The sequence below is a fragment of the Domibacillus epiphyticus genome (assembly GCF_001975785.1).
In the GTDB taxonomy this organism is placed as follows: Bacteria; Bacillota; Bacilli; order Bacillales; family Domibacillaceae; genus Domibacillus; species Domibacillus epiphyticus.
The window spans coordinates 66,442-93,318 of sequence record NZ_MSFI01000006.1; the positions used below are offsets into that span (position 1 = coordinate 66,442).

Below are 26,877 nucleotides of genomic sequence, written 5' to 3' on the forward strand. Positions count from 1 at the left end.
GGGGGAGTAATTGTGGCAAAGATTCAAGCCCCGGTAAAAATGAAAGACGTACTGCACGTCACGTTTACCGATTTAACACATGAAGGAAAAGCGGTGGCAAAGGTAGATGGCTATCCGCTGTTTGTCGAAGGTGCACTGCCGGATGAAACTGGCGAAATTGAAGTGACAAAATTGAACAAAGGGTACGGTTTTGCGAAACTGGTTCGTTTAGACAAAACAGTGCCGGAACGCCAGGAACCGCCATGTCGTGTGTATGATGAGTGCGGCGGCTGCCAGCTGCAGCATATGACGTATGAAGGCCAGTTGAACATGAAGTATAACCAGGTTCGAAATGTAATGAACCGGATCGCGAAGATGCCAGATGTCCCGGTTCATCCCGTGCTTGGCATGGAAGATTCGTGGCGCTACCGGAATAAAGCGCAGGTGCCAGTTGGGCTGTCAGGTGGGAGCATTGTTGCCGGGTTTTATAAAAAGAGAAGTCATGAGATTATCGATATGAACGAGTGCTTAATCCAGCACGAACAAAGCGACGAGATCATCCAAAAAGTAAAAGATGTATGTGCAGCAAATGGGGTGATGCCGTATGATGAAAAGCGTCATAAAGGCGTTATCCGCCACGTTATGGCGCGGATCGGCTATCAGACCGGTGAAAAAATGGCTGTCTTAATCACAAGGACAGCTGATTTGCCAAACAAAGAGGCCATTATTAAAGGAATCCGTGATGCTGTCCCTGGTATTACGTCGATTGTTCAAAACGTCAATCCGGATAAAACAAACGTCATTTTTGGGAATCAAACACGGACATTATACGGAGAAGATGTTATTTATGATACGATCGGCGATGTGAAATTTGCAATTTCTGCGCGCTCGTTTTATCAGGTGAACCCGGTACAGACGGAAGTGCTGTATGGAAAGGCGCTTGAGTATGCTGAGTTGACGGGAAATGAAGTGGTCATCGATGCATACTGCGGCATCGGAACCATTTCATTGTTTTTAGCGAAAAAGGCAAAAGAAGTGTATGGCGTTGAAATTGTCCCGCAGGCAATTGAAGACGCGAAGAAAAACGCGGAGCTGAATGGCATTAAAAATGCTGCGTTTGAAGCAGGGAAAGCAGAAGAAGTCATCCCAGCTTGGCATAAGCAAGGAATTCGTCCGGATGTCATCGTCGTCGATCCCCCGAGAAAAGGATGCGATGAAGCACTTTTACAGACGATTCTAGATATGAAACCGAAACGCGTTGTATATGTTTCCTGCAACCCGGGCACTCTTGCCCGTGACTTGCGGACGCTTGAAGACGGCGGATACAAAACACGCGAAGTGCAGCCAGTTGACATGTTTCCGCAAACCGTGCACGTAGAAGCAGTGGCGGTGCTGACACTATATTAGAATTAACATAAAGAAAAGCCTCTTCACGATGAAGAGGCTTTTTGACGTTTCCGAAAAGAGGAGGGGCGTCATTAAATTTCTAAAAAAGCATATATGGTCTTTAAATGGGAACACTACTAAGTAACGATTTTAAAATGGGAGGACTAACTTTTGACTACTGCTGAAAATAAATTATCGATATTCGCTTTAGGCGGTTTGAATGAAGTCGGGAAAAATATGTACGCGGTACAATATGAAAACGATATTGTGGTCATCGACTGTGGTTCCAAGTTTCCAGATGAAAGCTTATTAGGCATTGATTTGATTATCCCGGATATTACATACTTAAAGGAAAATAAGGACAAGATCCGGGCGTTAATTGTCACCCATGGACATGAAGATCATATTGGCGGTATTCCTTATTTATTAAAACAATTAAATATGCCCATTTATGCTACGCGATTAACGCTTGGTTTAATTGAGATTAAGTTAAATGAACATGGGCTTCTTAGAGACACAAAGCTAGTTCCGATTCACTCCGATTCGAGTATTGAGTTAGGAACGTTCAAGCTGACTTTTTTTAAAACGAACCACAGTATTCCTGATTGCCTGGGTGTTGCTTTTCATACACCTGAAGGGACAGTCGTCCATACCGGTGACTTCAAATTTGATTTAACGCCAGTGAATGATCACTATCCGGATATTCATAAAATGGCCGAATTGGGCAAGAACGGTGTGTTGGCGCTTTTATCAGAAAGTACGAATGCGGAACGTCCAGGATTTACGCCATCAGAAAAGCTTGTAGGCGAGCATCTTGAAGAAGCATTTACCAAAGCGGACGGAAAAGTGTTCGTCTCGACTTTCGCATCAAACGTTCATCGCGTGCAGCAAGTAGTGGATGCCGCGATCAAAACCAATCGAAAGCTTGCATTGCTTGGCCGAAGTATGGTGAATGTTGTTTCAGTTGCAATGGAACTTGGTTATTTGAAGATGCCGGATGATATGTTAATTGAGACAAATGAAGTAAACGAGCTGGCACCGGAAAGAGTTGCAATTCTGTGCACCGGAAGCCAGGGAGAGCCCATGGCCGCTTTATCCCGTCTGTCTAATTCAAAATATCGCCAGGTTGAAATTTTGCCGGGCGATACCGTCATCTTCTCTTCCACACCAATCCCGGGAAATGAACGGAACGTTGCACGCATTATAGATAATTTATTTCTGTTAGGGGCTAAAGTGATCTACGGATCTGGAACTGCCACAGGTATGCATGTTTCCGGACATGCATACCAGGAGGAATTAAAATTAATGATTACATTAATGAAACCGAAGTACTTTATTCCCATTCACGGGGAATATAGAATGCTGCATCAGCACCGCGTGCTCGCCGAATCGGTTGGTGTGAAGAAGGAAAATATTTTCGTGATAAAAAATGGCGAAGTAGTCGATATAACCAATTCGGAAGCCCGTCAAACCCGTAGAATACCTGGGGGGAACATATTTGTTGACGGTTTAGGGATTGGGGACGTGGGGGACATTGTTTTACGTGATCGTAAACAACTTTCTGAGGATGGGATGCTGATCATCGTTATTACCTTAAGTAAAAAGGAAAACAAAATTATTTCCGGTCCGGATACGATATCTCGTGGATTTGTGTATGCCCGCCAGTCGGAAGAGCTGCTTAATGATGTGAACCAGCTCGTTAAAAAGACCATTAACAAATTACAAGAAGAGAATGTCACCCAATGGAAGGTGATGAAACAAAGTGTAAAAGAATCGACCGGGAAATTTTTATATGCTCAAACAAAGAGACGCCCCATGATTGTTCCGATCATCATTGAAGTTTAAATAATAAACAAGACACAGACAGGAAGCCTCTTAGGTTTAAGGAGGCTTTTATTGTTTTCTGAAGTTCAGGAATACTTGCGCTAAATAAAGGAAAACGAAAAATTCTTATTGTTCTTAAAACGTTACTATTTTCTTTTTCAGGAGTCTTTTAAAAAATTATAGAATAAGATAAAATTTAATTATAAATTTTTTGCGTCAACGCGTTAAAGTGTTGGTGCGAAGAGTTTTAGATTTGCGTAATAAGACGCAGAAAAATACATACGAATGGATTGCTTTTCTCAAAATTGTACGAATATTCAGGGGATGGTTAACCCATAAACAAAGTAAAAAAGGGGGATCGGAAGCAATACATAACAGAGTGACAAGAAAGGGTAACACTACATTCTTAATAAACAATGGGAGTGAAAAGACATGACAAACATAAAATTTTATTCGGGTGAATGTACGGCTAGAGATGCACAAAGTACGGATTGTACAAAAATTAAACTTGCCGCCAATTGAACGCCGCCTGGAAGCGATGAAGGAGGCGGGTTTTAATACATTTTTATTGAAAAATCGCGATATGGACATGCTTACAGATAGCGGCGTAAATGCGATGAGTGATAAGCAGCAGGCTGCAATGCTGGAGGCAGATGACAGCTATGCGGGGTCTGAAACATTTACAAAATTGGAAAATAAAATTGAAGAAATTTTCGGTAAAGAATACTTCCTGCCAACACACCAGGGAAGAGCATGTGAAAATATTATTTCTCAAGCATTTGTGAAGCAAGGGTCGATCGTTCCGATGAACTACCATTTTACGACGACAAAAGCTCATATTGTGTTAAATGGCGGCACAGTAGATGAAATTTTTATTGATGAAGCCTTGAACTTAACTAGTGACAATCTTTTTAAAGGCAATATGGATCTTGCCAAACTGAAGGACATTATTGAAACAAATGGCGCTGAAAAAATCGCTTTTGTCCGTTTGGAGGCAGGGACAAATTTAATTGGCGGACAGCCATTTGCCCTTGAAAATATGCGTGAGGTTCGAAAAGTGTGCGATGAATTTGGTCTTATGCTCATTTTAGATGCCAGCCTTTTAGCGGATAATCTTTATTTTATTAAAGAGCGGGAAGAAAGCTGCAAAGACATGAGCATTCGGGAAATTACCCGTGCGATCGCGGATCTTTCCGATATTATTTATTTTTCTGCGCGTAAACTCGGTCGTGCACGTGGTGGCGGCATTTGTACAAATAATAAAGACATTTATATGAAAATGCGTGAATACATTACTCTTTATGAAGGATTCCTTACATATGGAGGGATGCCGGTTGGTGTTCCTGTCGTCACGCCATCTGGCGGTTTAGGCTGCCATATTAACTCGATGGAATTCGTCGATCATATTCCGCAAAATGAATATCCGGCAGGTGCTCTTGTTGCAGCTCTTTATATCGTAAGCGGTGTACGAGGAATGGAAAGAGGAACCTTATCAGAACAAAGGGATGAAAATGGCAATGAAACATTATCCCATATGGAACTGGTTCGTCTCGCTATGCCTCGCCGTGTCTTTACTCTTTCCCAAGTTAAATACGCGGTTGACCGGATAGCATGGCTGTATGAAAACCGTCAATTGATTGGTGGATTGAAGTTTGTCGAAGAACCGAATGTGCTGCGTTTCTTCTTTAGGAAAATTAACAAGTTCTTCAGAATGGGAAACAGAATTAGCAGCCAAGTTCCGGGCGGATTTTGGCGACAGTCTGTAATTCGTAGTTAAATAATAAGAGTAAAGTAAAAAACACCCTCTGAATCGAAATTGTAAAAACTAATTTCGACGATCAGGAGGGTGTTTTATTAGGTGACCGTTCAAAAGAAATTGGTCAAATTACCGAAGCCATCACTGGAATTTCTGCATAAACGAATTTATTAAATGCTGCGATTGAAGCGGCCAGAGCAGGAGAGAATGGAAAAGGATTCGCAGTTGTTGCAGATGAAGTTAGGAAATTAACAGAACAATCTTCTGAGTCTGCACATCAAATATCCGAGTTAGTGTCTGCCATTCAAAAAGATACAAACAAAGCGATCGTATCCATGGAAAATGCTACGAAAGAAGTTGAACAGGGTATCGGAGCGGTTGAAATTGCAGGAAGTTCATTTGAACAAATTCAACAATCCATAAATGAGGTTGCTTATCAAATCCAGGAGGTTTCCTCAGCTGTTCAGCAAATGTCTGCTGGAACAGAAGAAGTCGTTCAAACAGTCAAAGTCATAACAGAAATGACAGAAATGACAGAAATGACAGAAATGACGGCGGGTGGAACACAAGAGGTCTCCGCATCAACAGAAGAACAACTAGCATCAATGGAAGAAATCTCTCATTCTTCTTCTTTATCAAGCAGAGGAGTTGCAAATGGCGATCAGTAGATTTAAAATCTAATTTCTTTCATGAAAGAAAGAGCTTTTTATTTGTAATATATAAAAAAAAGCGAAATTCCACTTTGAATAGACGTGGAATTTCGCTTTTGTTGCGTAAACAGAATAGTCTCCATTATTCCGTTACAGAATGTTACTTACTTATTGCTCCCTTTTTGAGGTGCATGAAACGTGCCTTCTACTTCGAAAATATCATCTTGATTCAATCGATCCACTTCAACGATTGTACGAGGAGGATAAGGGCCATCTCCCCATAGCTCTTGCTGAATTTCATTTACCAATGGGCGGTATCTGAACATATCCGTGACATACACGACGATACGTGTTGCATCTTGGAGTGAGGCTCCTTCTGATTCCGCAATCAGTTTCATATTCAAAAATGCTTGACGAATACGGTCTTTTTCATTTTTTACAAGAGCATTTGTTTCAGGATCAATTCCACGCATACCAGCTACATAGATGGAATCACCTGCACGTGTTCCAAGATTCCAAGTTCCTGTCGGCTGAATAGCTCCTTCAGGAGACAATGTTTCCACATTTGGTTCATCTGGATGTTTGCGATCTTTCAAAGGAGCATAGAACGTTCCTTCCACTTCAAAAATATCATCTTGATTCAATCGGTCTACCTCAACGATTGTACGTGGAGGATAAGGGCCATCTCCCCATAGTTCTTCTTGAACTTCATTTACCAATGGGCGGTATCTGAACATATCCGTAACATAGACAACGATACGTGTTGCATCATTTAGTGATGCACCTTCAGATTCCGCAATCTGTTTCATATTCAAAAACGCTTGACGAATGCGTTCTTTTTCGCCTTTTACAAGAGCATTTGTTTCAGGATCGATTCCACGCATTCCGGCTACAGAAACGGTATCACCTGCACGTGTTCCAAGATTCCATGTTCCAGTCGGCTGGATGGCACCTTCAGGAGAAAGTGTTTTAACGCCATTTGGAGAAAGGGTGCTGCCTTTCACTCGCTTTAAACGTTTTTTCTCAGGAGCATAAAATGTCCCTTCCACTTCCACAATATCATCTTGATTCAAGCGATCCACTTCAACGATCGTACGTGGAGGGTAAGGACCTTTACCCCAAAGCTCTTCTTGAATTTCATTTACCATCGGGCGGTATCTGAACATATCTGTGACATAAACGACGAGGCGAGTTGCATCTTTAAGCGATGCCCCTTCAGATTCTGCAATCAGTTCCATGTTGAGAAACGCTTGACGAATACGGTCTTTTTCATTTGCTACTAAAGCATTGGTTTTAGGATCAATTCCTCTCATACCAGCCACATGAATAAAATCCCCTGCGTATGTTCCAAGGTTCCAAGTTCCTGTCGGCTGAATAGCTCCATCTGGAGAAAGTGTTTTCACACCATTTGGTGATAGGTCACTTTGTTCCGTTGATGACTCGGTATTTGAAGAGGTTGAAGCCAGGGAACTGTAACCAGTCACAAAAAGACTAAAAATAAGGACTGTTACCAGAACCCGAGGGAAATGTTTCCCTAATTTTCCTTTAAACATTGTGTCTCACTCCAGTGTAAGTAGTATTTTGCAGACATTCATTCCGTCCTAACCCAGGAAGGATCCGGACAGATGAAAAAACAATTCTGCATCGGACAAATTATCGAATCGAGCTCTTATAACAAAATTGTACTAGGGGCTGCGCTGCACATTTTATTAACAGGACTCAAATATCGACAATTTCCGACAAAACAAGACTAAATATACCACAAAAGTCGTAACAGTCAATCCGATTTTTCTTTTTATGCATGTTATTTGGACTAGTTTATACTTGAAATTTCTTGTTCATTCAAGACAAATAGACTATAATGAAAAATGTTGAAATTTGTCGATTGCAAGTGATAAGAATATCCTCTGTTTTTGGAGGGGGTTTTGTTAAGCGCATAGGGGATGTATCAATGGGTTACTAACTTGCTCGAGAGAAAGAATCCCTCAGCAAAGAAATTTTGAATCACATAATCCTGGATTTTAAAGACAGGTACAGTAGGAGGAACGAAATGAAAAGGAAAAGAAACGTGAAAGTCAACATGACGATTAAAAACCGTTTAATCATCGCCTTTTTAGCAATTTTAATATTACCAAGCTCTGCGATTGGATGGTTTTCTTATCAGAAGGCAGAGAATCAGATTGCAGCCGAAATCGAACAAAATGCTCTTCAAAGTGTTCAATCTGTGAACAGTGAGATTAATGAACTTTTCTCTACAAGCTTATCGGATTTGGATTATTTATCAAAAACTGTTAATGGGAATATGGTGAAGGGCGAAGCGAGTCCGGAACTGAGAAAAGTCCTAGAACCCATAAAGGCTGTGAAACCAGAATACGACCACGTACAATTCGCAACGAGCAGCGGAGTATTGTTGAACTCTCCTCAACAAAAATTTGAAGCCGGATTTGATCCTAGGGAGCGGCCTTGGTATAGCCTTGCAATTGAAAAGAAAGGGACGGCACTCGTTAACAATCCGATTGTCGCTCAAGATGGAAAGGTGATCGTTGTTCCATCAAAAGCGACGGAAGATGGATCCGGAGTAGTGAGTGTCGTTTTAAGCTTGACAAATCTTTCTGAACAAGTGAATAACATCAAAGTCGGTGAAAAAGGGTTCATCTCTATTCTCGACAAGGATGGAAAGTATCTTACACACCCTGCGATTGCGGCTGGGACTGAAAGCAAAGAGTCTTTTGTTCCAAAATTTTATGAGAAAGATTCCGGAACAATTGATTATGAAGGAAAAAATGAAAGAATCGTGTTTGTTACGAATGAGCTGACAGGGTGGAAAATTGCTGGAACCATCGAGATGGAGGAAATTACAAACGCCACTCAAGGAATTCTTTATACGACAATTGCAGTTATTGTGATCTCCATTTTAATTGGAATCCTGCTCGTATTTTGGATCGTGCGCTCGATTACTTCACCACTTAAAGACTTAAAAGAGGCAATGAAAGAAATAGCTTCAGGTAATTTAACATATGAATTGGATTCCGGACGAAAAGACGAGATAGGGGAAATATTTAACCACCTTAATGACACAAGTGAGAGTTTAAAAAAGGTAATTGGTAAAATTTCCGTAAACTCTGAGCTAATCTCTACATCGTCCGTTCAATTGTCAGCAAGCTCTGACCAAACGAGTCAAGCAGCAGAACATATTTCAACAACCATTTCAGAAGTTGCAGCTGGCACGGAGAGACAAAGTAAAAGTGTCGAACAAGCAACGCAAATCGTTAATGAAATGTCCTATGGTGTTCAGCAAATAACAGAGAATGCAAGAAGCGTTTCGATAAATGCCGGCAATACAGCTGATAAAGCTGGTACAGGAAACGAAGCGATTCAAAAAACGATCGAACAAATGAGTGCCATCCAAACGACCGTAAACAGCCTGGCAGATGAGGTAAAAGGGTTGGGAGGCCAATCAAAGCAAATCGGCGATATTATCCAAACGATTACAGATATTTCCGGACAAACGAATTTACTTGCCCTTAATGCGGCGATTGAGGCAGCGAGAGCAGGGGAATACGGTAAAGGATTTGCAGTGGTAGCAGATGAAGTTCGCAAATTAGCGGAGCAGTCAGCCGCATCTGCAGAGCAAATTACACAACTTATTTCTCAAAATCAACATCAAACCGACGCGGCAGTTAAAACAATGGAAGCAACTGTACAGGAAGTTCGTGCAGGAATAGAGCTGGTAAATACAGCGGGACAATCATTTAAAGAAATTCAAACCGCAACGGATGATGTAACGAAACAAACAGAAGAAGTTGCATCGGCTATACAACAAATAGCCGATAGTGCAAACATGATCGTTACTTCTATTAACGTCATCTCAGAAGTGGCTGTAGATACTGTAACGGGTACACACAATGTATCAGCTTCAACTCAGGAACAATTAGCTTCACTGGAGGAAGTATCTGCATCTGCCGCTTCATTATCGACAATGGCGGAAGAATTACAAGGATTGATTAGAAACTTTAAAATTTAAATTTTTACTGCTTAAACCGGCTTCCTGAATGGAGCCGGTTTTTTATGATGAAGGGGATTATAAACGATAAAAACCACTCGATTTTTCGAGTGGTTTTTGATTAATTGATGTATCTCCGTGAACCTGCATACTCCTGTTTATATGGTGCTGTATTGATTGAGATAATTTCAACATTTTTGCCTGCTCTAGGTGAATGAATCATTTTTCCGTTGCCGGCGTACATCGCAACGTGATGCACTTTGCCTTTCCCATTGTTATAAGCGAAGAACATTAAATCTCCTGGCTGTAGTTTCGATTTTGAAACGGCTTTTCCTTTTTTGAACTGCTCGGAAGCATCGCGCGGGATACTGATCCCGTGATATCTGTATACCGAGTACGTGAAGCCCGAACAATCAAATCCATAAGCAGAAACGCCAGCCCATAAGTAAGGCAAACCGACAAAGACTTTTCCAGTCTTTAATAAGTCTGTACCTTTTGGTTTAGAAATAACCGGCGTAGAAGCATAGACGTTCACATCACTTTTTTTAATCCATTTTGCTTTATTGGATGGCGTCATCACTTGAATCCAATCTTTTTCCGTTTTTAAAATGCGTAGTCTTGTATTAAAGCTAATTTCTATAAATTTTTTGTTTTTATCGTGAAAAAGGTACGCGGTTTTGGATTTTACGCTAGCAATCTGACACTTTTCGTAGCCGGCCTGCTGTGTAGTGATTTGTGATTTTGGCAGCCAGCCGGGGTATCCGTATTTGCTCTTCGGTGTGTATTGGTCTTTTACTGCAGCCTGAACCCAGCTTCCACTTGTTTTAAGTACTTTTACTTCTTGTCCATATAATGCTTGCGATTCTGTTTTACCGGTTAGCCAAATACGTTCCTTAACGCCTGGCATTTTCGCAGTCCATGTCCGCATATCAACGGGGTTAGATAAAGAGTATTTATCAATGGATCTCTTTTGACCCGGTGTCTTCCACAGGGTAGCAACAGAAACATTCACATATGTTTTCGCTGCTTGCTTTGGCGAGTAACAGCTTGGAGCAGCAGCAGCCTCCGTTTCTTGTGGAACGACAGATGAAAAGAAAGAGACAAGCAGTGCCATAATAATCGTCATTTTGAACTTCATGTCATCACCTCGGTTGTTTGGTTAAAGTTATATAGAATAAATTCACAGTCTTGTTAATAAACTTCTATTCTTCTATATTTCTTTCGGTTGATGAACCAAATAGTTTAACTAAAATCCATCAATATCTTTTCTGGAATGAAGATGATAAGGCAGTTCCTTAATGAAAAGAAGTGGTTTTTAATCCATATGTCTTCATTTTTCTATATAATGTGCTTCGTGAAATGCCTAAATGACTGGCCGCATCACTTATGCTGCCTGCTTTCATAATGGCTGTTTCAATCAGCTTTTTTTCCGCATGCTGCAAAGAATATGGTCCACCGTCGGTTTTTCCTAAACCGTTTTTTAAATCAGAAGAGAAATGATCCGTGTCAATGCAGTCACTGCTCATAGCAAGAATAAACGAACGCTCAATAATATTCTTCAACTCACGAAGATTTCCTGGCCATTGGTATTTTTGTAACAACTCTAATGCTGTATTTGACACTTTCAATGGTCCTTTTCCATAATGATCGTGAAAATGGCTGGCAAATTGTTCAACGAGCTGCGGAATATCTTCAATCCGTTTTCGAAGCGGCGGAATTGTAATAGATAATACATGAAGGCGGTAATATAAATCTGATCGGAATGAACCTTGATAGGCAATCTCTTCTTTCAAATTTCGATTTGTGGCAGCTATAATTCGAACATCAATTGGCCGTTCTTTATGTTCACCTAATCTTGTTACTTTCCTTGATTCGAGTACACGCAGAAGAGATACTTGCAAATCAAGCGGCATCTCACCGATTTCATCAAGGAAAAGTGTTCCGCCGTTTGCTGCTTCAAACTTACCGGGCTGTCCCCCTTTTTTGGCGCCTGTAAAAGCGCCATCTGAAAATCCGAACAACTCACTTGCGATTAATTCACGGGGAATTGCGCCGGCATTAATGGCAATGAATGGACCGTTTTTACGATCACTTTCTTTGTGTATTGCATTCGCCAGTACTTCTTTTCCTGAGCCAGTTTCTCCAAAAATCAATACATTCGCATCCGACGCAGCAGCCCCTTTCGCTACTTTTAGTTCGTTTTGAAAGGAAGGGTTTCGGGTCTGAATGTTATGAAACTTCCTCACGGCTTTATTTTGAAAATCCGCTTTTACCAAATCCTTTTTTTTCTTTAAAATAATCAGTTTATTCATGTTAAATATATCAACATCAATAGAATGATAGTTGTATTGTTCTTTTAACTCTTGGATCATTTCTTCAGTAAATAAATGACCGATTTGAAGATGGAGCTCATTTTCGGCACTCGCATTGATGAAAATAACTTCCTTTTCATCATTGATGACAAGAACCATTTCATCACTTATATGTGCCCAGCCTTGTACAGCCTTTTTCCAGTTGAGTTGTTCCAGCTCAAAAAAGTTCGGTTTTTTTTGGAAATAAGGAAACGCTTGAACGGACTCTTTTGAGTCCCATAAAATCAAAAATTGCCCGCAGCTATCGATTTTTCCGATTCGGACAGGCCTGGATAAATGCTGGCTGTTATTTTCAATTTTTACTAAGCCGCACGGCGTCTGAAAGGTTTTTTCTCTTATTGATAGAAGTACCTGTTTGTAATGAAATAGGGGTTTGTTTTTAAGTTCATCCAGCAAAATTTTTACGCCGATGTACGTATTAAACATTAAAGAGGATACGACGATGTCATTTCCAAAACGACTTTTCATTTTCGTCACAAATTCATGATTTTCTATGGAATCGATTGATTGAAAGTAGCTGCCTCCACCGTAGTGGCCGGCCGCGTATTTTTCGCCAATCGCTTTAATCTCAGTTTCTTTTGTGATTGCACTGAAAATTGGCAGTTTCTTTGGATTAAGTCCGAGCTGGTAATATGTTCTGTAAAAAGGAATGAGACTGTCACCGACAATCGTTGAGAAAATAGCATCTGCTTTGCTGGCGTTGATCTTCTGATATTCTTCCGCAAATTGCGAGTACCCAAAAGGAACATAACGTTCACCGGCCACTTTCCCATTTAATGATTTTATATACTTTTTTGCTTGTTTATTTGTTTCTTGAGGGTAGATATAGTCATTTCCAATTAAATAAATGTTGGGGCCAAAGTTTTCAACAATGAATTTCATCATCGTATCCACTTGCTGGTTGGGCACTTCTCCGGTGTAGAATACATGAGGATGTGTTTCGTTCCCCTCGTATAAAGCGGGATATAGCAATAGGCAGTTATACTTTTCCAGTACAGGCAAGATGGCTTTTCGACATGCGGAAGTGTATGTCCCGATAAAAAGACGTACACCGGATTTGGCCAGTTCCTCTGCTTGTTTTCTTGATTCTTCTGGATCTGATTTAATATCGCGGATAATAAATTGAACGAGGTCATTACTATTCAAGGAATTTTCATTATGTTCATTTAATGCATAAATAGATGAATCGAATATGGCTTGTTCCGTGAAAGAGGTCGTGCCAGTCAATGAAAATAACAAACCAATTGTATGCATATATGCTTCCTCCCCTAATTGGTAGTGTCAAAATAGGACAGTGTATCAAAATAGAACATATTAATAGGAAACTTAATTATACGCTATTTTAATAATTCTGAAAATTTATATCTGTTTTGTTTGTATCAAATTAAAACAGTCTTTTATTGAAACATTCACCCTTAAAGCTTGAGAATATCCTCTTTGTAAAGTTGGCACTTAACTTGCAATAGTAAGATAACCCCTGGTAATTCCCAGCTTATAGTGAGGATGAAAAGGGGACGAATAAAAATCGAAGGGAGACAGGATGAAATGAGACACGGAGACATTAGCAGCAGTAAAGATACGGTAGGTGTAGCAGTCGTCAATTATAAAATGCCGCGGCTTCATACACAAGAAGAAGTTTTGGATAACTGCAGAAACATTAGCGATATGATCATCGGAATGAAAAAAGGTCTTCCTGGAATGGATCTTGTCGTATTTCCTGAATACAGTACCCAAGGGATCATGTATGACGAACAGGAAATGAACGAAACAGCCACTACTATACCAGGACCTGAAACCGATATTTTTGCTGAAGCTTGCCGTAAAGCGAATGTTTGGGGCGTGTTCTCGTTAACAGGTGAACGTCACGAAAATCATCCTGCGAAAACACCGTATAACACATTGATCTTAATGAACAATCGCGGGGAAATTGTCCAAAAGTACCGGAAAATACTGCCGTGGAACCCGATTGAAGCCTGGTATCCTGGAGATACAACACATGTTGCAGAAGGACCGAAAGGATTGAAAATTAGCTTGATCATTTGTGATGACGGGAATTATCCGGAAATTTGGCGTGATTGTGCGATGAAAGGAGCAGAATTAATCGTACGTTGCCAAGGGTATATGTATCCAGCAAAAGAACAGCAAATCATGGTTGCGAAAACAATGGCATGGATGAATACATCATATGTAGCAGTAGCTAATGCGAGCGGTTTTGACGGCGTTTATTCATTCTTTGGGCATTCAAGCCTTATTGGATTTGATGGAAGTGTACTGGGTGCTTGCGGAACAGAAGAAAATGGTATTCAATATGCGGAGCTTTCCGTATCGCAAATTCGTGATGCACGACAAAACTGGCAGTCGCAAAATCATTTGTTCAAGCTGCTCCATCGGGGTTACACAGGAACCATTAAATCAGGCGACGGAGATAAAGGTGTCGCAGAGTGTCCTTTTGATTTTTACCGAACATGGGTGATGGATGCGGAACAGGCGCGGGAAAATGTAGAGAAAATTACCCGGCGGACGGTCGGAACAGCGGAATGTCCAATTGAAGGACTTCCTCATGAAAAAAAGGAAATGGAAGCAGGAAGATAAATAGATGATGAAATGGAGGCACGCCGTCTGGTCTGCCTCCATTCCTATACATGTGCAAGGAGGAATGCATATGCCTTTTATCACGGATCGGATGCGGGCGAATGAAGAAAAGCTGAAAATGAGCAAAACGGATGATGACGAGCAAATGGCAAGAAAGATGAATAAAAACCAAAGCCGATTTATTTTACAGCCGGAAGCTATAGTCGAAAAGCTTCGCAACGCCATTTTTGGACAGGATGACGTTATCGATCAAATTGAAAATTTGCTGCGTGTTGTCCGAGTGGATATTACGGAGCCGCATCGACCCCTTTATGTTGCTCTTTTTTTAGGGCCGACCGGTGTTGGAAAAACAGAGACGGTTCGCATTCTAGCCCAATCCATTTACGGGGATCGGGAAGCGTTAAGCAGAATTGATATGAATACACTGGCACAGGAACATTACGCGGCAGCGATAACGGGCGCTCCCCCGTGGTATGTAGGGAGTAAAGAAGGCACTACATTATTTGATGAAGAGAAAATTAAAGGTACATTCAGCAAACCCGGTATTGTTTTATTTGATGAGATTGAGAAAGCGGACAGTACGGTCATTCAATCGCTTCTAAATGTCATGGACAACGGAAAGCTTTTAATTGCATCTGGTGACCATACAATTGATTTCCGAAACTCCATGATTTTCATGACAAGCAACCTGGGATCAAAAGAAATCATAGAATACTCAAAAAATGATGTGAAAACAAAATTAAAAAAATATTTCTATCGACTTAAAACAGGAAACTGGTCTGGAGCGGATCAAGTCATATTAAATAGGATCATTAAAAAACAGCTTGAACAACGTTTTAGTCCTGAATTCCTTAATCGAATTGACGATATCCTTGTCTTTAATTTTATTAATGACCGATCGGTTCATTCCATTATTGACAAACTAACCGCTGAAATAAATAAGCGTCTCGAAAAGTACGATATTGAACTAGAGGTAACGACACCAGCGAAAGATTTTCTGATTACAAACGGCTATGACAAACAATACGGTGTACGGGCACTTAAACGATGCATTCGAAAGTACCTTGAAATTCCTCTCGCAACGATATTAGAGCAAGCGCATCATGAAAAGAAAGTGTATTATACTGTTTCATCGGATGGCAGAAAACTGACCTTTATTCAAGTCGAAAAGGAGGAATAAAGATGTCAAATGTCGGTCTTTTGTACGTTGGTGCTGTTTTATTCATAAATGGGTTAATGCTTATTGGGAAAGTAGAACCAAAAAGTGCAGGTATTTTTAATCTTTTTGTTGGTGCGCTCCAAGTATTTACTCCGCTTTTTTTAATCATCACAGCAGAAGGCGACAATTGGTCCATTTTTCAGGCGTCTGGTATTTTCCTCTTTGGATTTACGTATTTGTATGTCGGGATCGCTAATTTAATGAATGCAGATTCCAGTGGCATTGGCTACTACTCGCTTTGGGTATCCATATTAGCTGTCGGCTATTCTCTCGTAAACTTCATTCATTTCCAAGAGTTTAAGTTTGGCGTCATTTGGCTGTTCTGGTCATTCTTGTGGGCTCTCTTTTACCTTCTTCTTGCAAAGAAAAAGGAAATCGCGGTATTTACGGGTTGGGTAGCGATTATCCAGTCTTGGGTGACGGCAGCAATACCAGCATTTCTATCGCTTATTGGTTATTGGCAGCACGTCTCTTTTTTTGCAGCGTGCACGGTTTTTGTCAGCGTGATTGTGCTGTTTTTGCTAATTTATATCACACAGCACCATTCAGTGAAAAAAATGAAGCTGAGTTAGCTGTAATGAAAACGAATCGAGTTTAAAGTCGATTCGTTTTTTTATTTATGATCTGTAAAACTGCAGAAGATTACTATTTGGGTATACATAGAGGTGTCTGGGAAGATCTTATTTAATAGAGCCATCTGTTGGTGGAGGGGATGGGCTGTTGGTTTCATCCATTCCTGTTGAATTTTCCAGTAAACGATAATAATAGTTATGCAAAATATGTGTTTTAAAGGTTTCTACTTTTTTTCCTTCCAATTTTGATACGTTACAATCTTCTTTTAGCCTTTTTACATACCATCCTTTTGATCCTAAATGAGCCAATGGGATTCCTCCTTTCCTTTCTATATACTATGCAGATATATTGTTACAACGTTCTTCCAGTTTATTTTTTTAAAGAGGTGGAATGGATATAGTCGGTGTCGTGCAGCGACGGGGAGAAGAATTCTGCATATAAATGAGTTAAGGAAGGAAAATATTTTTAGTCTAAAATTCATATTATCGAATATGATTGTATGTATGGGATCGCTCTCCTCTTTAATCGTTTATACCGGACATTCCTATAGTGAAATGTAAAGAAGAAAAGAGGGAATGTTAGTTAGTATGGCGAAATAATATGATGGAGAGAAGAGGAAAAGGAGGAATGTGTGTGGGGAAACTAGCCGTAAAAGAGCAAGTGCTTCTCGCGTATTACGTGCAGTATTACTTGAAAAACACGCCGGATACGATGTATGAACTTCATGAGCGCATGAGTGAAAATATGGAGCCTGCGGTCTATGAGATTGCGATGAATGATTTGTTTGATAAAGAGCTCATCAATGGACTGGAAAAAATTCGTTTGTATGATGAGACAGACGGACAGATTATTAAACCGATGATTACGAATAAAGGAATTTTGTATATTAATAATGTGCTGGGGATTCAGCCGTATGCAAGTGACGGAAGCAAGCCGGTGTATGTAAGAAACAGCTTAGCTACCAGCAATATTGAATTGACGATTCCCGTTATTGCGGAGTATGTAGAACAATCCGCCGAGGCGGAGTAAATTCATTTAAAACCTTTCTCAAATACCATGAGAAAGGTTATTTACATTAATAAGGAAAAAATTCTCCTGCGTGTAAAAGTTTATCGTCAGGTGCCTTTCAATAAACAGTACTGGGTAAAGTGATGATAGAATGCATAAATGTTCAATTTAAAAAAAGTGTACTGGAGCTTTGTGGGCGTACATTAACAGCGAAAAAAGACCGCTGCGGCTATGAATTGTCGGAAGAGATTTCAAAGAAATTTGAAATTCAGAAGGGACCATGATAACGGTGGACATTCAGACATAAATGCCGTTTAATGATTTCAGCGGTGCAGTTCAACCAGGCGGTCCTACTGTGAATTTATGAAGCAGGTGATGTTAAGCTTCAGGCTGATTAAATGATACAATGAAAAGCGTCTCCTGAAAAAGGAGATGTCTTTTTATGGAGAACGATTTTAATAGAGAGAATGGAAAGAAATGAGGAAATGATGTATGAGAAGCAGACGTATTCTGGCTGTCTTATTGAGTAGTTTTTTCTTTTTGACTGCATGCTCAGTTGAGGAAGTAAATGAGTTATTGGACGTGGCGGATGATGTACTGAAAGCAATTGAAAATGAGCAGGCTCAAGAAAAATCAAATTCAGAAGATAAAGACCAGCCAGTTAGTGGCTCGACGAATTTATTAAAAACAAAGGGAATAACCGATCCGATTCCGGCTATGCTGGTCAGACCAGTTGATGGCGATACGGCAGTGTTTGCATTTGATGCGGACGGAGATGGAAATGATGAGGAGTTCAGCGCCCGTTTTTTATTAATCGATACGCCTGAAACGAGACATCCGCAGCTTGGAAAACAGCCGCTAGGTGAAGAAGCGAAAAAAAGGACAGAGGAATTGCTGGAAAGCGGAGACGTTACAATTGAATTTGATGTTGGACAGAGGCTGGATAAATATGACCGCATTCTTGTGTATGTGTATGTTAACGGAAAAAGCGTACAGGAAACGCTTCTTGAAGAAGGGATGGCACGGGTAGCGTATATATATCCCCCGAATACACGTTATTTGAATGATTTTGAGATAAAACAAGAGACAGCAAAAAAGAAAGAAATCGGCATATGGGCGATTGAAAATTACGTAACAGATCGGGGCTTTCAATCAAAGTAATCGGATTGCTTGTATTGTTAAATGAAGGGCAAGGAACTGGATCGTGATTTTATGAAATATTCACCGAATGAACAAGCGCATGGACTTCTCCATGCGCTTGATGGTGATTATTTATTCCGATCGGCGTACACCGCCATCGCGTCCCGCATAAATTGGGCAAGTCCTTGACCAAACTGGTCGATGTTTTTCGTGAATCGTTCATCGTCCACATACATCTGCCCGAGTCCTTTAAAAACATCAGGTGGATAACTCCCAATTTTGTTAAGCATCTTGTACCATTTTGTAATTGAAGTTTGAGCTTCGTTTGAATCTGGCGAGAGGTGGCGGATGCCCGCTAATTCTTTGTAAATGGCGTTGAATTTGTCTTTTGACAAGCTGCTTATTTTTTTATTGGCATCATCTACTGCTCTGTCGTCCCAACGTTTACGAGCTTCTTGTTCGAATGGATTGTGGCTGAAATCAAATCCTTCAAATTTTTCTTCATTCGTCAAGTCAATTTCTCCTTTCGCATGCTGAATGGTTTTTTGGACGGTCTCAATCATTAGATTAAGCCGGCGCCGTTTTTCTAAAAGCATATTTTCGTGCAGTTTAAGCGCTTCGAATCGGTCGAATGACGTATTGCTGATAATTTCCTTAATTTTCTTTAAAGGGAAGCCGAGTTCTTTAAAGAATAAAATTTGTTGCAATGTTTCAAGGTTTTCATCCGAGTAAACACGATATCCGGCTTCCGTTATAGATTCTGGAGTCAACAATCCAATTTCATCATAATGATGCAGTGTACGCACACTGATCCCTGCTAAATCGGCTGCTTCTTTAATTTTCATTTATCTTCCCCCTTCAAAAATCACTATAAAGTATAACGATACGTGAGAGTCAATAATCTTAATTGGTACATGGACAGACCAATCCAGTCGTTTTATGATAAATTAATAATAACGCTTCCATTTTTGGGGATGGGTATAGGAAAAAGACGATGACTGTGTATCCACTGCATAGAACATATTAAGAATTGAGCGCTAGTTATGGGAATTGCCGTGTAATTCTTTTTTCCTCAACGCTGGCATTAAAGGAAAAAACACTTATTCAAAGGGGATGACTAAATGAAAGGCATTTTATTAAGTGAAACCGGTGGACCGGACAATGTTCAATATATGAATGTAGAACAACCGATACCTGGCATTGGCGATGTTGTCGTGCGGCTGAAAAACGCTTCATTAAATCGGCGTGATGTATTTATTACATATGGAATGTATCCCGGGATGAACTTGCCGTCAATTTTAGGTGCGGACGGTGCAGGCGTTGTGTATTCTGTTGGTGATAATGTGGAGAGTTTGATGGTAGGGGATGAGGTTGTCATTAATCCAGGGATTAATTGGGGTCCCGACATCAATTATAATGCACCGGACTTTCATGTTTTAGGAATGCCGGCGGACGGTACATTTGCGGAATTTATAAAAGTGCCGTCTGAAAATGTTTACCGAAAACCTGCTTATTTATCTTGGATGGAAACAGCGGCAATCCCATTGTCGGCACTTACAGCATACCGCGCCGTTATCACACGTGGTGATGTGAAAAGCGGCACTGTTGTGTTTATTCCTGGCATCGGAAGCGGCGTCGCCTTGTTTGCCTTGCAAATTGCTATTGCAAGAAGGGCTCGCGTTTTTGTTTCGTCAAGCAGTGATGAAAAGATTGCGCGGGCGAAACGAATGGGCGCTGAAGGCGGGGTAAATTATCGCTCGGAAAGTTGGGTGAAAACTTTGAAAGAAGAGATGGGCAGTGCCGATGTGATTATCGACGGGATTGGCGGTGAAACGTTTAAAGATCTTATCCATCTTGCAAAACCAGGAGGGAAAATCATTAACTTTGGCGCGACAGCCGGTCCCGTCCCAGAGCTTGTTTTGCCGCGCGTGTTCTTCAAACACCTTGATATACGAGGGACAACGATGGGAAGCCCTCAAGAATTTGCGGACATGCTTCAATTATTTGAGCAGCACGAAATCCGGCCGGTCATCGACAAGCAATTTCCTCTTGCCGACGCCGCATCTGCATTGAAATATATGGAGGAAGGCAGCGTATTCGGGAAAATTGTGCTGGATATTTCATAAGCAAGGATGCCTTTTTAAGGTGGTTTAATGAACAGCGGTGATTTTTGTATCAAAATCCGCAATAAAGGCGCGCACCCTCGTGATAAGGGCGCGCCACTTTCAACGTATTAATCAGTTATAGGATTTTCTTCAAACACATATAACTTTGGCTCATTTATATCATCAATAATATACGCATCTTTTTTGACTTTTCGAAGCTGTTGATACATTGAAAAATCACCGGCGCCGCCGCCGATTAAAAACGCGGAGACGGTCATGAGAACTGCACTGTTCAGCCAGATGCCGATTATGAAAGGCAGAAAGCCCGTCAACCAGAACGGCAGAAGGAGCGCTTTTTTCATCGCTTGGTTTTGTATAATTTTTTTCGTTCCGGCATATGCGACACCGAGTTCGCGGTTAATGCCGTAGACCAGATCGCTTCTATTACACTTTCCCCATATAACAAAACCGATCAAATGAAACACTTCATGCAAAATGATCAATATGATATATAAAACCAGCCATAAAAAGAAATTCAAGAAAGTAATGTTAAAACCACTTTCCAAATGGATGAACGCCATCATAACAGCGCCCAATACTAAAGTTGCGATAGTGATAATTAGTGCCTGAATTTGAATTTTTTTTATATGAAACGTAATGGTTCGATCCGGTTCACGCGGTAAGTCCATGTTATTAACCTCTCCTCTTTGATTCGCTATACATCATCCTTTTTGAAGCACACATTGGATCGCATGACTGGTGCCCTGGTGCAGCTTTCCTTCATTACGTGCTGCTTCTCCTGTGAAAAAATGCTTTATATACCAGCCATCGAATGTTTCTAACATTCGTATGACGTTACGAACAAAACAGTATATGGTAAAATCATAGCATACGTACATAATTTTGGGGGGATTTCTAATGAAAGCAATCATTCATGAAGGAACAGCTGGTTTACAAGGCGTCACATATCGTGATATCGGAGAAGCTGCACCGTCTGCGAAAGAGGTAAGGGTGAAATTAAAGTCCGCAGGGTTAAATCATCGCGACTTGTTCGTCCTGCACCGCCATAAAGAAAATGAACCAGCGCTCATCATTGGATCAGATGGAGCCGGTATTGTTGATGCAGTTGGAGAAGGTGTTACATCTGTCCATGTAGGTGATGAAGTAATTGTCAATCCGGGTCTTGGCTGGCCAAACAAAAGCGATGCACCGCCGGAAGGATTTGAAATTGTCGGTCTGCCGTTTCACGGTACATTTGCGGAATCGATTGTGATTCCGGAAGAAAATGCTGTCAAAAAACCGTCCCATCTATCGTGGGAAGAAGCGGGTGTTCTTTCGCTTGCGGCACTGACCGCATACCGTGCTCTTTTCACACGAGGAAACATACAAAAAGGCATGAATGTCCTTATCCCGGGGATAGGCAGCGGTGTTGCAACTTTCTTGCTTCAATTTGCAAAAGCAGCAGGAGCGACAGTGTATGTTACATCCCGTTCAGAAGCAAAACGCCAAAAAGCTCTGGAACTTGGTGCGGACAAAGCAATTGATTCAGAAGGTGACTGGTCAGAAGCGCTCGGTGGTCAAAAGATGGATCTCGTTATCGAAAGCGTCGGGGCAGCAACGTTTAACAAATCACTAGATCAGCTGAAAATAGGCGGTACGATTGTTACATTTGGTGCATCAGCAGGCGATGAAGTGACAATAAACCTGAGAACCTTTTTTTATGGTCAGTTCAACATGCATGGCTCGACAATGGGCAGCGGGGAAGAGCTTCGGGAAATGATCCAATTCATTGAGAAACATAATATCAAACCAGTCATCGATCGTGTGTACCCTCTTGATCAATTTAAAGAGGCATTTACACGAATGGACAAAGCGGAACAGATTGGGAAAATTGCTTTTGCGATTGAATAAAACAATTTGCTTTGATGAAACTTTTCTAACATAAATTAAATAGGAATCACCGCTAGGGGTGCTCGCAATTGAGCTGAGAAAGGCGAACTGCCTTAACTCTTACAACCTGAACCGGATCATGCCGGCGTAGGGAAGGGGTGTTTTGAGTCGTTGTATCATTCTTTATAACGTCATGACACCCGCTTCTTCCTGGCGAAGAAACGGCTTTTTTGTTTTTCAGACTACAACTGGATGTAAAAAGGAGGCATACCCTAATGAAATTTAGCGAGCGGCTGCATGAAAAACTGCAGCCTATTTGGCGCAAAAATCATCACCACCCTTTTGTAAGAGGGATGGCAGACGGTACACTTGATCCGCAAAAGTTTCGCTTTTATATGATCCAGGATTATTTATATTTAATCGGGTATGCAAAAGTATTCGCGCTCGGGGCAGTCAAAGCGGATGATCTTGAGACAATGGGAAAGTTCGCCGCACTATTAGACGGTACATTAAACGAAGAAATGGCACTCCACCGGCAATATGCGGCCCGCTTTGGCATTACAGAAGAAGAGCTTGAAACGGCTCAACCGTCACCGATTACGCTCGCTTACACACATTATATGCTGCATACGGCGCAGAATGGAACGCTGGCAGAGGTAATTGCTGCTGTCCTGCCATGCGCGTGGAGCTACTGGGAAATCGGAAAAGAACTGTACGCCATTCCGGGCGCTGCTGACCATGAGCTGTACGGTGAATGGATTAACATGTACGCCTCTGATGAATTTAGCCAGATGGCACAGTGGTGCATCGATCTTCTCGATCAGCATACAGCGGGTAAGGCAGAAGCAGAGCTTACTAAATTGGAAGGGATTTTTCTGAATACTACCCGTTTTGAATACATGTTTTGGGACATGGCGTATAATGGAGAAATGTGGCCAGGAAATGAGGGAATTTCCAAAGGAATTGTTTAAAAAAGACTTGAATGTGGAAGAATTATTCATGAATATGCCTGAATCATCTCTTTTTTCCGAATGATTTCTCTTGTATAATAGAAAATGTTCGAAATTTTCCGATGAGAGGAATGAAGTGGTGAAATGGAACAGATTTACACAGGGAAAACGAAAGATGTATTTAAATTGGAAGATGGAAACTTCCTTCTTAAATTTAAAGATGATGTAACTGGGGAAAATGGCGTATTTGATCCGGGTGCGAACACAGTAGGGCTTACAATTGAGGGTGCCGGACAGGCTGGGCTCCGTTTAACAAAATTCTTTTTTGAAAAGCTGCAGGAAAAAGGCATTGACACACATTACGTTGACGCAAACATTGAAGAAGCGACCATGACAGTAAAACCCGCTAATGTTTTCGGAAAAGGTCTTGAAGTAATTTGCCGCTACCGTGCAGTCGGAAGCTTTCTCCGCCGTTACGGTGCGTATGCAAAGGACGGACAGCCGCTTGATGCGTTCGTAGAAGTTACTATAAAAGATGACGAACGTGAAGATCCCCCTATTACAAGTGATGCACTCGATATGCTTGGCATTCTGACGAAAGAAGAATACGCCGTATTGAAAGAGCAGACACAAAAAATTGGTGCTGTTGTGAAAGAAGAACTGGCGAAAAAAGGGCTTGATTTGTACGATATTAAATTTGAATTTGGCCGCGAACAGGCGACAGGAAACATCATTTTGATTGATGAAATTTCCGGAGGCAACATGCGTGCGTACAAAGATGGCGAGTATATCGAGCCGCTCAAACTAGAGCAGTTAATGCTTGCGGGAGAATAAGGAACAAACTGCCCGAAAATACAGACTTTTCGGGTAGTTTTTTCAGTTTTCATGTAAAATAGAAGAAAGGTCTTACGAAGGAGGAAGATGTATTGTTAACAAATGATCTTGATTTTCGCCTAGAACCGCGATTGCTGGAGTTATATGAGGAACATAAAAAACGTTCGGCAAAAATTGACTGGGGCTACCATGAATTTTTGCCGTGGGATAAAGCACAGGATTTTCGCCGTGTACCTTGGGACCCGAGCCAGGTAACGCTGCCCTCAAGTGTTATAACAGCAATTGAAACCGCTCTCTTAACGGAAGTAAACTTGCCGTGGTTCACGTCGCATTTAGCACAGACGTTTAAAGGATCACTGACAGTTATTCAAGACTTCGTCCATACGTGGACAGCAGAAGAAGATCAGCATTCAAATTTATTAGAAACCTATTTGCTTATTACGCGAAGTGTGGACCCAAGCCGTCTTCATGAACTTCACAAGATGACGGTGGAAAATGGCTGGAGTCCGGACTTCCACACACCTTTTGAAACAATGGTGTACACATCTATGCAGGAACTTGCAACGATGGTCTTTTACAACAATGTTTCAAAAGAAGCCAACAAGCATGATCCGGATCTCGGCAAAATTTTGCGCCGCCTGGCAAAAGATGAAACGCTTCATTACGCGTTTTACCGTGATGTCATTAAGTTCCACTTGCAGCTAGAACCGAACTACTGTTACCACTTAGGGCATGTGATTAAAAACTTCCAGATGCCCGGTGCTGTTATGCCTGATTTTGAAGACCGCATGGCGATTATTGCAAAAGAGGCAAACTATGGCCCGCTCGAATATTTTGACCAGGTGCTGGATGTTATTATTGACTATTGGGATATCGAAAACTTGCGCCCGATCGCGCCAGAAGCTGAAAAGGCGCGGCTCGATATTTTAAATTATCATGCCCGCATGAAACGCGTGAAGGAACGCTTTATGCGATCACAAACATAATGATCTGTTGTCCCGCTTTATTTGCGGGATTTTTTTATTAATCTACATTTGATCAACCATAAGGAGTATATAGTCAAGATTGAAACTTCAGAAGAAAAGTTAGACCGCTTAGAATTATATTCATCTTTTACAGCGGTATACGTCTTTTCTTTCATTTTCCTCGCTGAAAAGATAATTACTGCAGCTATTAAGACACTCTGTTACGTCATGCTTTTTTCATATGATAAAATAAATACGACAGGGAGGGAACTGAGGATGATTGAAAACTGGATGGAAGAAGTACAGAAAACGCGGCGGGCGCTTCGTTCGAATTTACTTGAAACAGTGCTCAATGAGTTTGACTCTCGTATTACCGGATTAAATCATGAAAAGCGGAAGCATAAATATCGGCAAATGGCTGAAAATCCATTCCGTTTTTTCCGAGGCAGCGCGTATTTATTTTATTATGATGTGACGAAAATTCCATTTTCTTTTCATACACCTGATGATAAACCGACGTGGATACAAGGAGATATGCACGTTGAGAATTTCGGCGCTTTTCAAAATAGCGAAGGCGATATTGTGTACGATGTGAATGATTTTGACGAAGGCTATATGGGTTCATACGTGTACGATTTGCTTCGGATGACCGTGAGCATCGCCCTTTACTGCGAACAGTACGGATTTGAAAATGCTGAAGAAAGAATGCACACCTTTCTTGAGTCATATTATAAGCAGCTAAAAAAGTTTGTGAAAGGAACAGAAGATCCCGTCACGTTTTTTTATACGGCGGATCATACGAAAGGACCCATCAGGAAAGTATTGAAAAAGCTTGAGAAGCGAGAATCATCACGGCTTCTGGAAAAATGGACGGTTCGGGAAGACGGGACCCGCATGTTTGAACTGTCGGATGAACTTATTCACTTGACTCATAAAGAACGTGAAAAAATTGAAGCTGTCTGGCAGGATTATATAGAGAGTCTGGACGATGCAGACCGGGAAAAGAGCGAGTTTTATGAAATCAAGCATATTGTCCGGAAGCAAGGCTCCGGTACGGCATCAATCGGTCTTGATCGTTATTATATTTTAATTGAAGGAAAACAAGATTGTGAAGAGCATCTAGATGATATTATTTTAGAAATGAAAGAAGTGCGCGCGCCTGTTCCGGCCTATTTTGTGCCGTACAATGAAAATTTTTGGGCGTCATACAGCCATCAAGGGGAGCGTGTTGTGACGACGCAAAAAGCAATGCACCATCACGACGATCCTTTACTTGGTTTTGTGACGATCGACAACAGGCATTTTTACGTGCGTGAACGATCACCTTATAAAAAACGGGTGAAGCCGGAAGACATTGAAAACGCCAAGGAATTTGATAAGGTGCTTGAAGTGTTTGGCGGGATTGCTGCTAAAATTCATGCTCGTGCTGATGTGGATATTGACCATTCCTTGCTTTCATACCATAGTGAAAAGGAAATTTTAAATGCCATCGGGGATGACTATGACGCATTTGCTGCCCAGATCGTATTCTTATCGAATGCATACAAAGAGCGCGTCAAACAAGACTACGTGCTGTTTTGCGGCTGGCTGAATTATAAGTTTTCGTAGAAAAAACTGCCAGGTGGCGGCAG

The 26,877-nt window shown here is 41.1% G+C and carries 23 protein-coding genes, 1 pseudogene and 1 riboswitch; of the genes and pseudogenes, 18 read left to right on the top strand and 6 right to left on the bottom strand.

Translation table 11 applies throughout. The features are described from left to right. Positions 1 to 12: 12 nt before the first annotated feature. The 4 genes from rlmD to BTO28_RS16760 all read left to right on the top strand — a co-directional run bounded on the left by rlmD (position 13) and on the right by BTO28_RS16760 (position 5,613). Positions 13 to 1,386, top strand: a complete 1,374-nt coding sequence (gene rlmD / locus BTO28_RS03520) for a 23S rRNA (uracil(1939)-C(5))-methyltransferase RlmD (RefSeq protein ID WP_076764091.1) — start codon at positions 13 to 15, stop codon at positions 1,384 to 1,386. Positions 1,387 to 1,536: 150 nt separating this feature from the next. Continuing rightward, on the top strand, positions 1,537 to 3,210 hold the full coding sequence (locus BTO28_RS03525; RefSeq protein ID WP_076764093.1) for a ribonuclease J: 1,674 nt from the start codon (positions 1,537 to 1,539) through the stop codon (positions 3,208 to 3,210). A gap of 454 nt (positions 3,211 to 3,664) precedes the next feature. Further along, positions 3,665 to 4,966 (top strand): tryptophanase, encoded by a 1,302-nt coding sequence (locus tag BTO28_RS03535; RefSeq protein ID WP_233129814.1) that lies wholly within the window; start codon positions 3,665 to 3,667, stop codon positions 4,964 to 4,966. A gap of 161 nt (positions 4,967 to 5,127) precedes the next feature. Further along, positions 5,128 to 5,613, top strand: coding sequence for a methyl-accepting chemotaxis protein (locus tag BTO28_RS16760; protein WP_456297748.1), 486 nt, complete (start codon positions 5,128 to 5,130; stop codon positions 5,611 to 5,613). A 146-nt stretch (positions 5,614 to 5,759) separates the two neighbouring features. Here BTO28_RS16760 and BTO28_RS17235 read toward each other — a convergent pair whose 3' ends face one another. After that, positions 5,760 to 7,148: a RidA family protein gene (locus BTO28_RS17235; RefSeq protein ID WP_198936736.1), complete on the bottom strand. Its 1,389-nt coding sequence runs from the start codon at positions 7,146 to 7,148 to the stop codon at positions 5,760 to 5,762. Positions 7,149 to 7,220: 72 nt separating this feature from the next. Here BTO28_RS17235 and BTO28_RS17645 point away from each other — a divergent pair, with 72 nt between their 5' ends. Together BTO28_RS17645 and BTO28_RS03555 are read left to right on the top strand one after the other, a co-directional pair. Then, positions 7,221 to 7,349: a hypothetical protein gene (locus BTO28_RS17645; RefSeq protein ID WP_269843856.1), complete on the top strand. Its 129-nt coding sequence runs from the start codon at positions 7,221 to 7,223 to the stop codon at positions 7,347 to 7,349. 296 nt (positions 7,350 to 7,645) lie between these two features. Continuing rightward, the gene (locus BTO28_RS03555; RefSeq protein ID WP_076764098.1) at positions 7,646 to 9,619 is read left to right on the top strand and encodes a methyl-accepting chemotaxis protein; all 1,974 of its coding nucleotides are present in this window, start codon (positions 7,646 to 7,648) and stop codon (positions 9,617 to 9,619) included. Positions 9,620 to 9,719: 100 nt separating this feature from the next. On the opposite strand, the gene BTO28_RS03560 is transcribed toward BTO28_RS03555, so the two are convergent. Continuing rightward, positions 9,720 to 10,736 carry a C40 family peptidase gene (locus tag BTO28_RS03560; protein ID WP_076764099.1) on the bottom strand — a complete coding sequence of 339 codons (1,017 nt, stop codon included), beginning with the start codon at positions 10,734 to 10,736 and terminating at the stop codon, positions 9,720 to 9,722. Between the two features lie 157 nt (positions 10,737 to 10,893). Then, positions 10,894 to 13,224, bottom strand: a complete 2,331-nt coding sequence (locus tag BTO28_RS03565) for a transporter substrate-binding protein (protein ID WP_076764101.1) — start codon at positions 13,222 to 13,224, stop codon at positions 10,894 to 10,896. A 291-nt stretch (positions 13,225 to 13,515) separates the two neighbouring features. Between BTO28_RS03565 and BTO28_RS03570 the strand changes: the two genes are divergently transcribed. From BTO28_RS03570 to BTO28_RS03580, 3 genes are all read left to right on the top strand, one after another. After that, entirely contained in the window at positions 13,516 to 14,562 is a 1,047-nt protein-coding gene (locus BTO28_RS03570; protein ID WP_076764102.1) for an aliphatic amidase, read from the top strand. A gap of 70 nt (positions 14,563 to 14,632) precedes the next feature. Next, the gene (locus BTO28_RS03575; protein ID WP_076764104.1) at positions 14,633 to 15,742 is read left to right on the top strand and encodes an AAA family ATPase; all 1,110 of its coding nucleotides are present in this window, start codon (positions 14,633 to 14,635) and stop codon (positions 15,740 to 15,742) included. Positions 15,743 to 15,744: 2 nt separating this feature from the next. Then, on the top strand, positions 15,745 to 16,353 hold the full coding sequence (locus BTO28_RS03580; protein ID WP_076764106.1) for an AmiS/UreI family transporter: 609 nt from the start codon (positions 15,745 to 15,747) through the stop codon (positions 16,351 to 16,353). 108 nt (positions 16,354 to 16,461) lie between these two features. On the opposite strand, the gene BTO28_RS17855 is transcribed toward BTO28_RS03580, so the two are convergent. Continuing rightward, entirely contained in the window at positions 16,462 to 16,662 is a 201-nt protein-coding gene (locus tag BTO28_RS17855) for a YflJ family protein (protein WP_076764107.1), read from the bottom strand. Positions 16,663 to 16,987: 325 nt separating this feature from the next. Between BTO28_RS17855 and BTO28_RS03590 the strand changes: the two genes are divergently transcribed. From BTO28_RS03590 to BTO28_RS03600, 3 genes and pseudogenes are all read left to right on the top strand, one after another. Beyond that, positions 16,988 to 17,383, top strand: coding sequence for a hypothetical protein (locus BTO28_RS03590; RefSeq protein WP_076764109.1), 396 nt, complete (start codon positions 16,988 to 16,990; stop codon positions 17,381 to 17,383). Between the two features lie 134 nt (positions 17,384 to 17,517). Continuing rightward, positions 17,518 to 17,640 (top strand): annotated as a pseudogene (locus BTO28_RS03595) (PadR family transcriptional regulator); the annotation flags it as partial. Between the two features lie 214 nt (positions 17,641 to 17,854). After that, on the top strand, positions 17,855 to 18,523 hold the full coding sequence (locus BTO28_RS03600) for a thermonuclease family protein (RefSeq protein ID WP_076764111.1): 669 nt from the start codon (positions 17,855 to 17,857) through the stop codon (positions 18,521 to 18,523). Between the two features lie 107 nt (positions 18,524 to 18,630). On the opposite strand, the gene BTO28_RS03605 is transcribed toward BTO28_RS03600, so the two are convergent. Next, positions 18,631 to 19,347, bottom strand: coding sequence for a MerR family transcriptional regulator (locus BTO28_RS03605; protein WP_076764112.1), 717 nt, complete (start codon positions 19,345 to 19,347; stop codon positions 18,631 to 18,633). A 276-nt stretch (positions 19,348 to 19,623) separates the two neighbouring features. On the opposite strand from BTO28_RS03605, the gene BTO28_RS03610 reads away from it, so the two are divergent. Next, on the top strand, positions 19,624 to 20,628 hold the full coding sequence (locus BTO28_RS03610; RefSeq protein ID WP_076764114.1) for a zinc-binding dehydrogenase: 1,005 nt from the start codon (positions 19,624 to 19,626) through the stop codon (positions 20,626 to 20,628). A 107-nt stretch (positions 20,629 to 20,735) separates the two neighbouring features. Here the strand turns inward: BTO28_RS03610 and BTO28_RS03615 are convergent, their stop codons facing one another. Further along, the gene (locus tag BTO28_RS03615) at positions 20,736 to 21,296 is read right to left on the bottom strand and encodes a DUF3267 domain-containing protein (protein ID WP_076764115.1); all 561 of its coding nucleotides are present in this window, start codon (positions 21,294 to 21,296) and stop codon (positions 20,736 to 20,738) included. Positions 21,297 to 21,525: 229 nt separating this feature from the next. Between BTO28_RS03615 and BTO28_RS03625 the strand changes: the two genes are divergently transcribed. The 5 genes from BTO28_RS03625 to BTO28_RS03645 all read left to right on the top strand — a co-directional run bounded on the left by BTO28_RS03625 (position 21,526) and on the right by BTO28_RS03645 (position 26,854). Further along, the gene (locus tag BTO28_RS03625; protein WP_076764117.1) at positions 21,526 to 22,518 is read left to right on the top strand and encodes a zinc-binding dehydrogenase; all 993 of its coding nucleotides are present in this window, start codon (positions 21,526 to 21,528) and stop codon (positions 22,516 to 22,518) included. Between the two features lie 44 nt (positions 22,519 to 22,562). Continuing rightward, a riboswitch (TPP riboswitch) is annotated at positions 22,563 to 22,668 on the top strand. Positions 22,669 to 22,772: 104 nt separating this feature from the next. After that, positions 22,773 to 23,468 carry a thiaminase II gene (gene tenA, locus BTO28_RS03630; RefSeq protein ID WP_076764119.1) on the top strand — a complete coding sequence of 232 codons (696 nt, stop codon included), beginning with the start codon at positions 22,773 to 22,775 and terminating at the stop codon, positions 23,466 to 23,468. Between the two features lie 123 nt (positions 23,469 to 23,591). Next, the gene (locus tag BTO28_RS03635; protein ID WP_076764120.1) at positions 23,592 to 24,281 is read left to right on the top strand and encodes a phosphoribosylaminoimidazolesuccinocarboxamide synthase; all 690 of its coding nucleotides are present in this window, start codon (positions 23,592 to 23,594) and stop codon (positions 24,279 to 24,281) included. Between the two features lie 92 nt (positions 24,282 to 24,373). Next, positions 24,374 to 25,267 (top strand): acyl-ACP desaturase, encoded by an 894-nt coding sequence (locus BTO28_RS03640; RefSeq protein WP_076764122.1) that lies wholly within the window; start codon positions 24,374 to 24,376, stop codon positions 25,265 to 25,267. Between the two features lie 255 nt (positions 25,268 to 25,522). Then, positions 25,523 to 26,854 carry a DUF2252 domain-containing protein gene (locus BTO28_RS03645; RefSeq protein ID WP_076764124.1) on the top strand — a complete coding sequence of 444 codons (1,332 nt, stop codon included), beginning with the start codon at positions 25,523 to 25,525 and terminating at the stop codon, positions 26,852 to 26,854. Positions 26,855 to 26,877: the final 23 nt, after the last annotated feature.

Bases quoted from the DNA above. Each gene is read 5' to 3' on its own strand.
- BTO28_RS03535 (WP_233129814.1), top strand. From the start codon at position 3,665: ATGCACAAAGTACGGATTGTACAAAAATTAAACTTGCCGCCAATTGAA.
- BTO28_RS17235 (WP_198936736.1), bottom strand. From the start codon at position 7,148: ATGTTTAAAGGAAAATTAGGGAAACATTTCCCTCGGGTTCTGGTAACA.
- BTO28_RS17645 (WP_269843856.1), top strand. From the start codon at position 7,221: ATGAAAAAACAATTCTGCATCGGACAAATTATCGAATCGAGCTCTTAT.
- BTO28_RS03555 (WP_076764098.1), top strand. From the start codon at position 7,646: ATGAAAAGGAAAAGAAACGTGAAAGTCAACATGACGATTAAAAACCGT.
- BTO28_RS03560 (WP_076764099.1), bottom strand. From the start codon at position 10,736: ATGAAGTTCAAAATGACGATTATTATGGCACTGCTTGTCTCTTTCTTT.
- BTO28_RS03565 (WP_076764101.1), bottom strand. From the start codon at position 13,224: ATGCATACAATTGGTTTGTTATTTTCATTGACTGGCACGACCTCTTTC.
- BTO28_RS03570 (WP_076764102.1), top strand. From the start codon at position 13,516: ATGAGACACGGAGACATTAGCAGCAGTAAAGATACGGTAGGTGTAGCA.
- BTO28_RS03575 (WP_076764104.1), top strand. From the start codon at position 14,633: ATGCCTTTTATCACGGATCGGATGCGGGCGAATGAAGAAAAGCTGAAA.
- BTO28_RS03580 (WP_076764106.1), top strand. From the start codon at position 15,745: ATGTCAAATGTCGGTCTTTTGTACGTTGGTGCTGTTTTATTCATAAAT.
- BTO28_RS03600 (WP_076764111.1), top strand. From the start codon at position 17,855: ATGAGAAGCAGACGTATTCTGGCTGTCTTATTGAGTAGTTTTTTCTTT.
- BTO28_RS03605 (WP_076764112.1), bottom strand. From the start codon at position 19,347: ATGAAAATTAAAGAAGCAGCCGATTTAGCAGGGATCAGTGTGCGTACA.
- BTO28_RS03610 (WP_076764114.1), top strand. From the start codon at position 19,624: ATGAAAGGCATTTTATTAAGTGAAACCGGTGGACCGGACAATGTTCAA.
- BTO28_RS03615 (WP_076764115.1), bottom strand. From the start codon at position 21,296: ATGGACTTACCGCGTGAACCGGATCGAACCATTACGTTTCATATAAAA.
- BTO28_RS03625 (WP_076764117.1), top strand. From the start codon at position 21,526: ATGAAAGCAATCATTCATGAAGGAACAGCTGGTTTACAAGGCGTCACA.
- tenA (WP_076764119.1), top strand. From the start codon at position 22,773: ATGAAATTTAGCGAGCGGCTGCATGAAAAACTGCAGCCTATTTGGCGC.
- BTO28_RS03635 (WP_076764120.1), top strand. From the start codon at position 23,592: ATGGAACAGATTTACACAGGGAAAACGAAAGATGTATTTAAATTGGAA.
- BTO28_RS03645 (WP_076764124.1), top strand. From the start codon at position 25,523: ATGATTGAAAACTGGATGGAAGAAGTACAGAAAACGCGGCGGGCGCTT.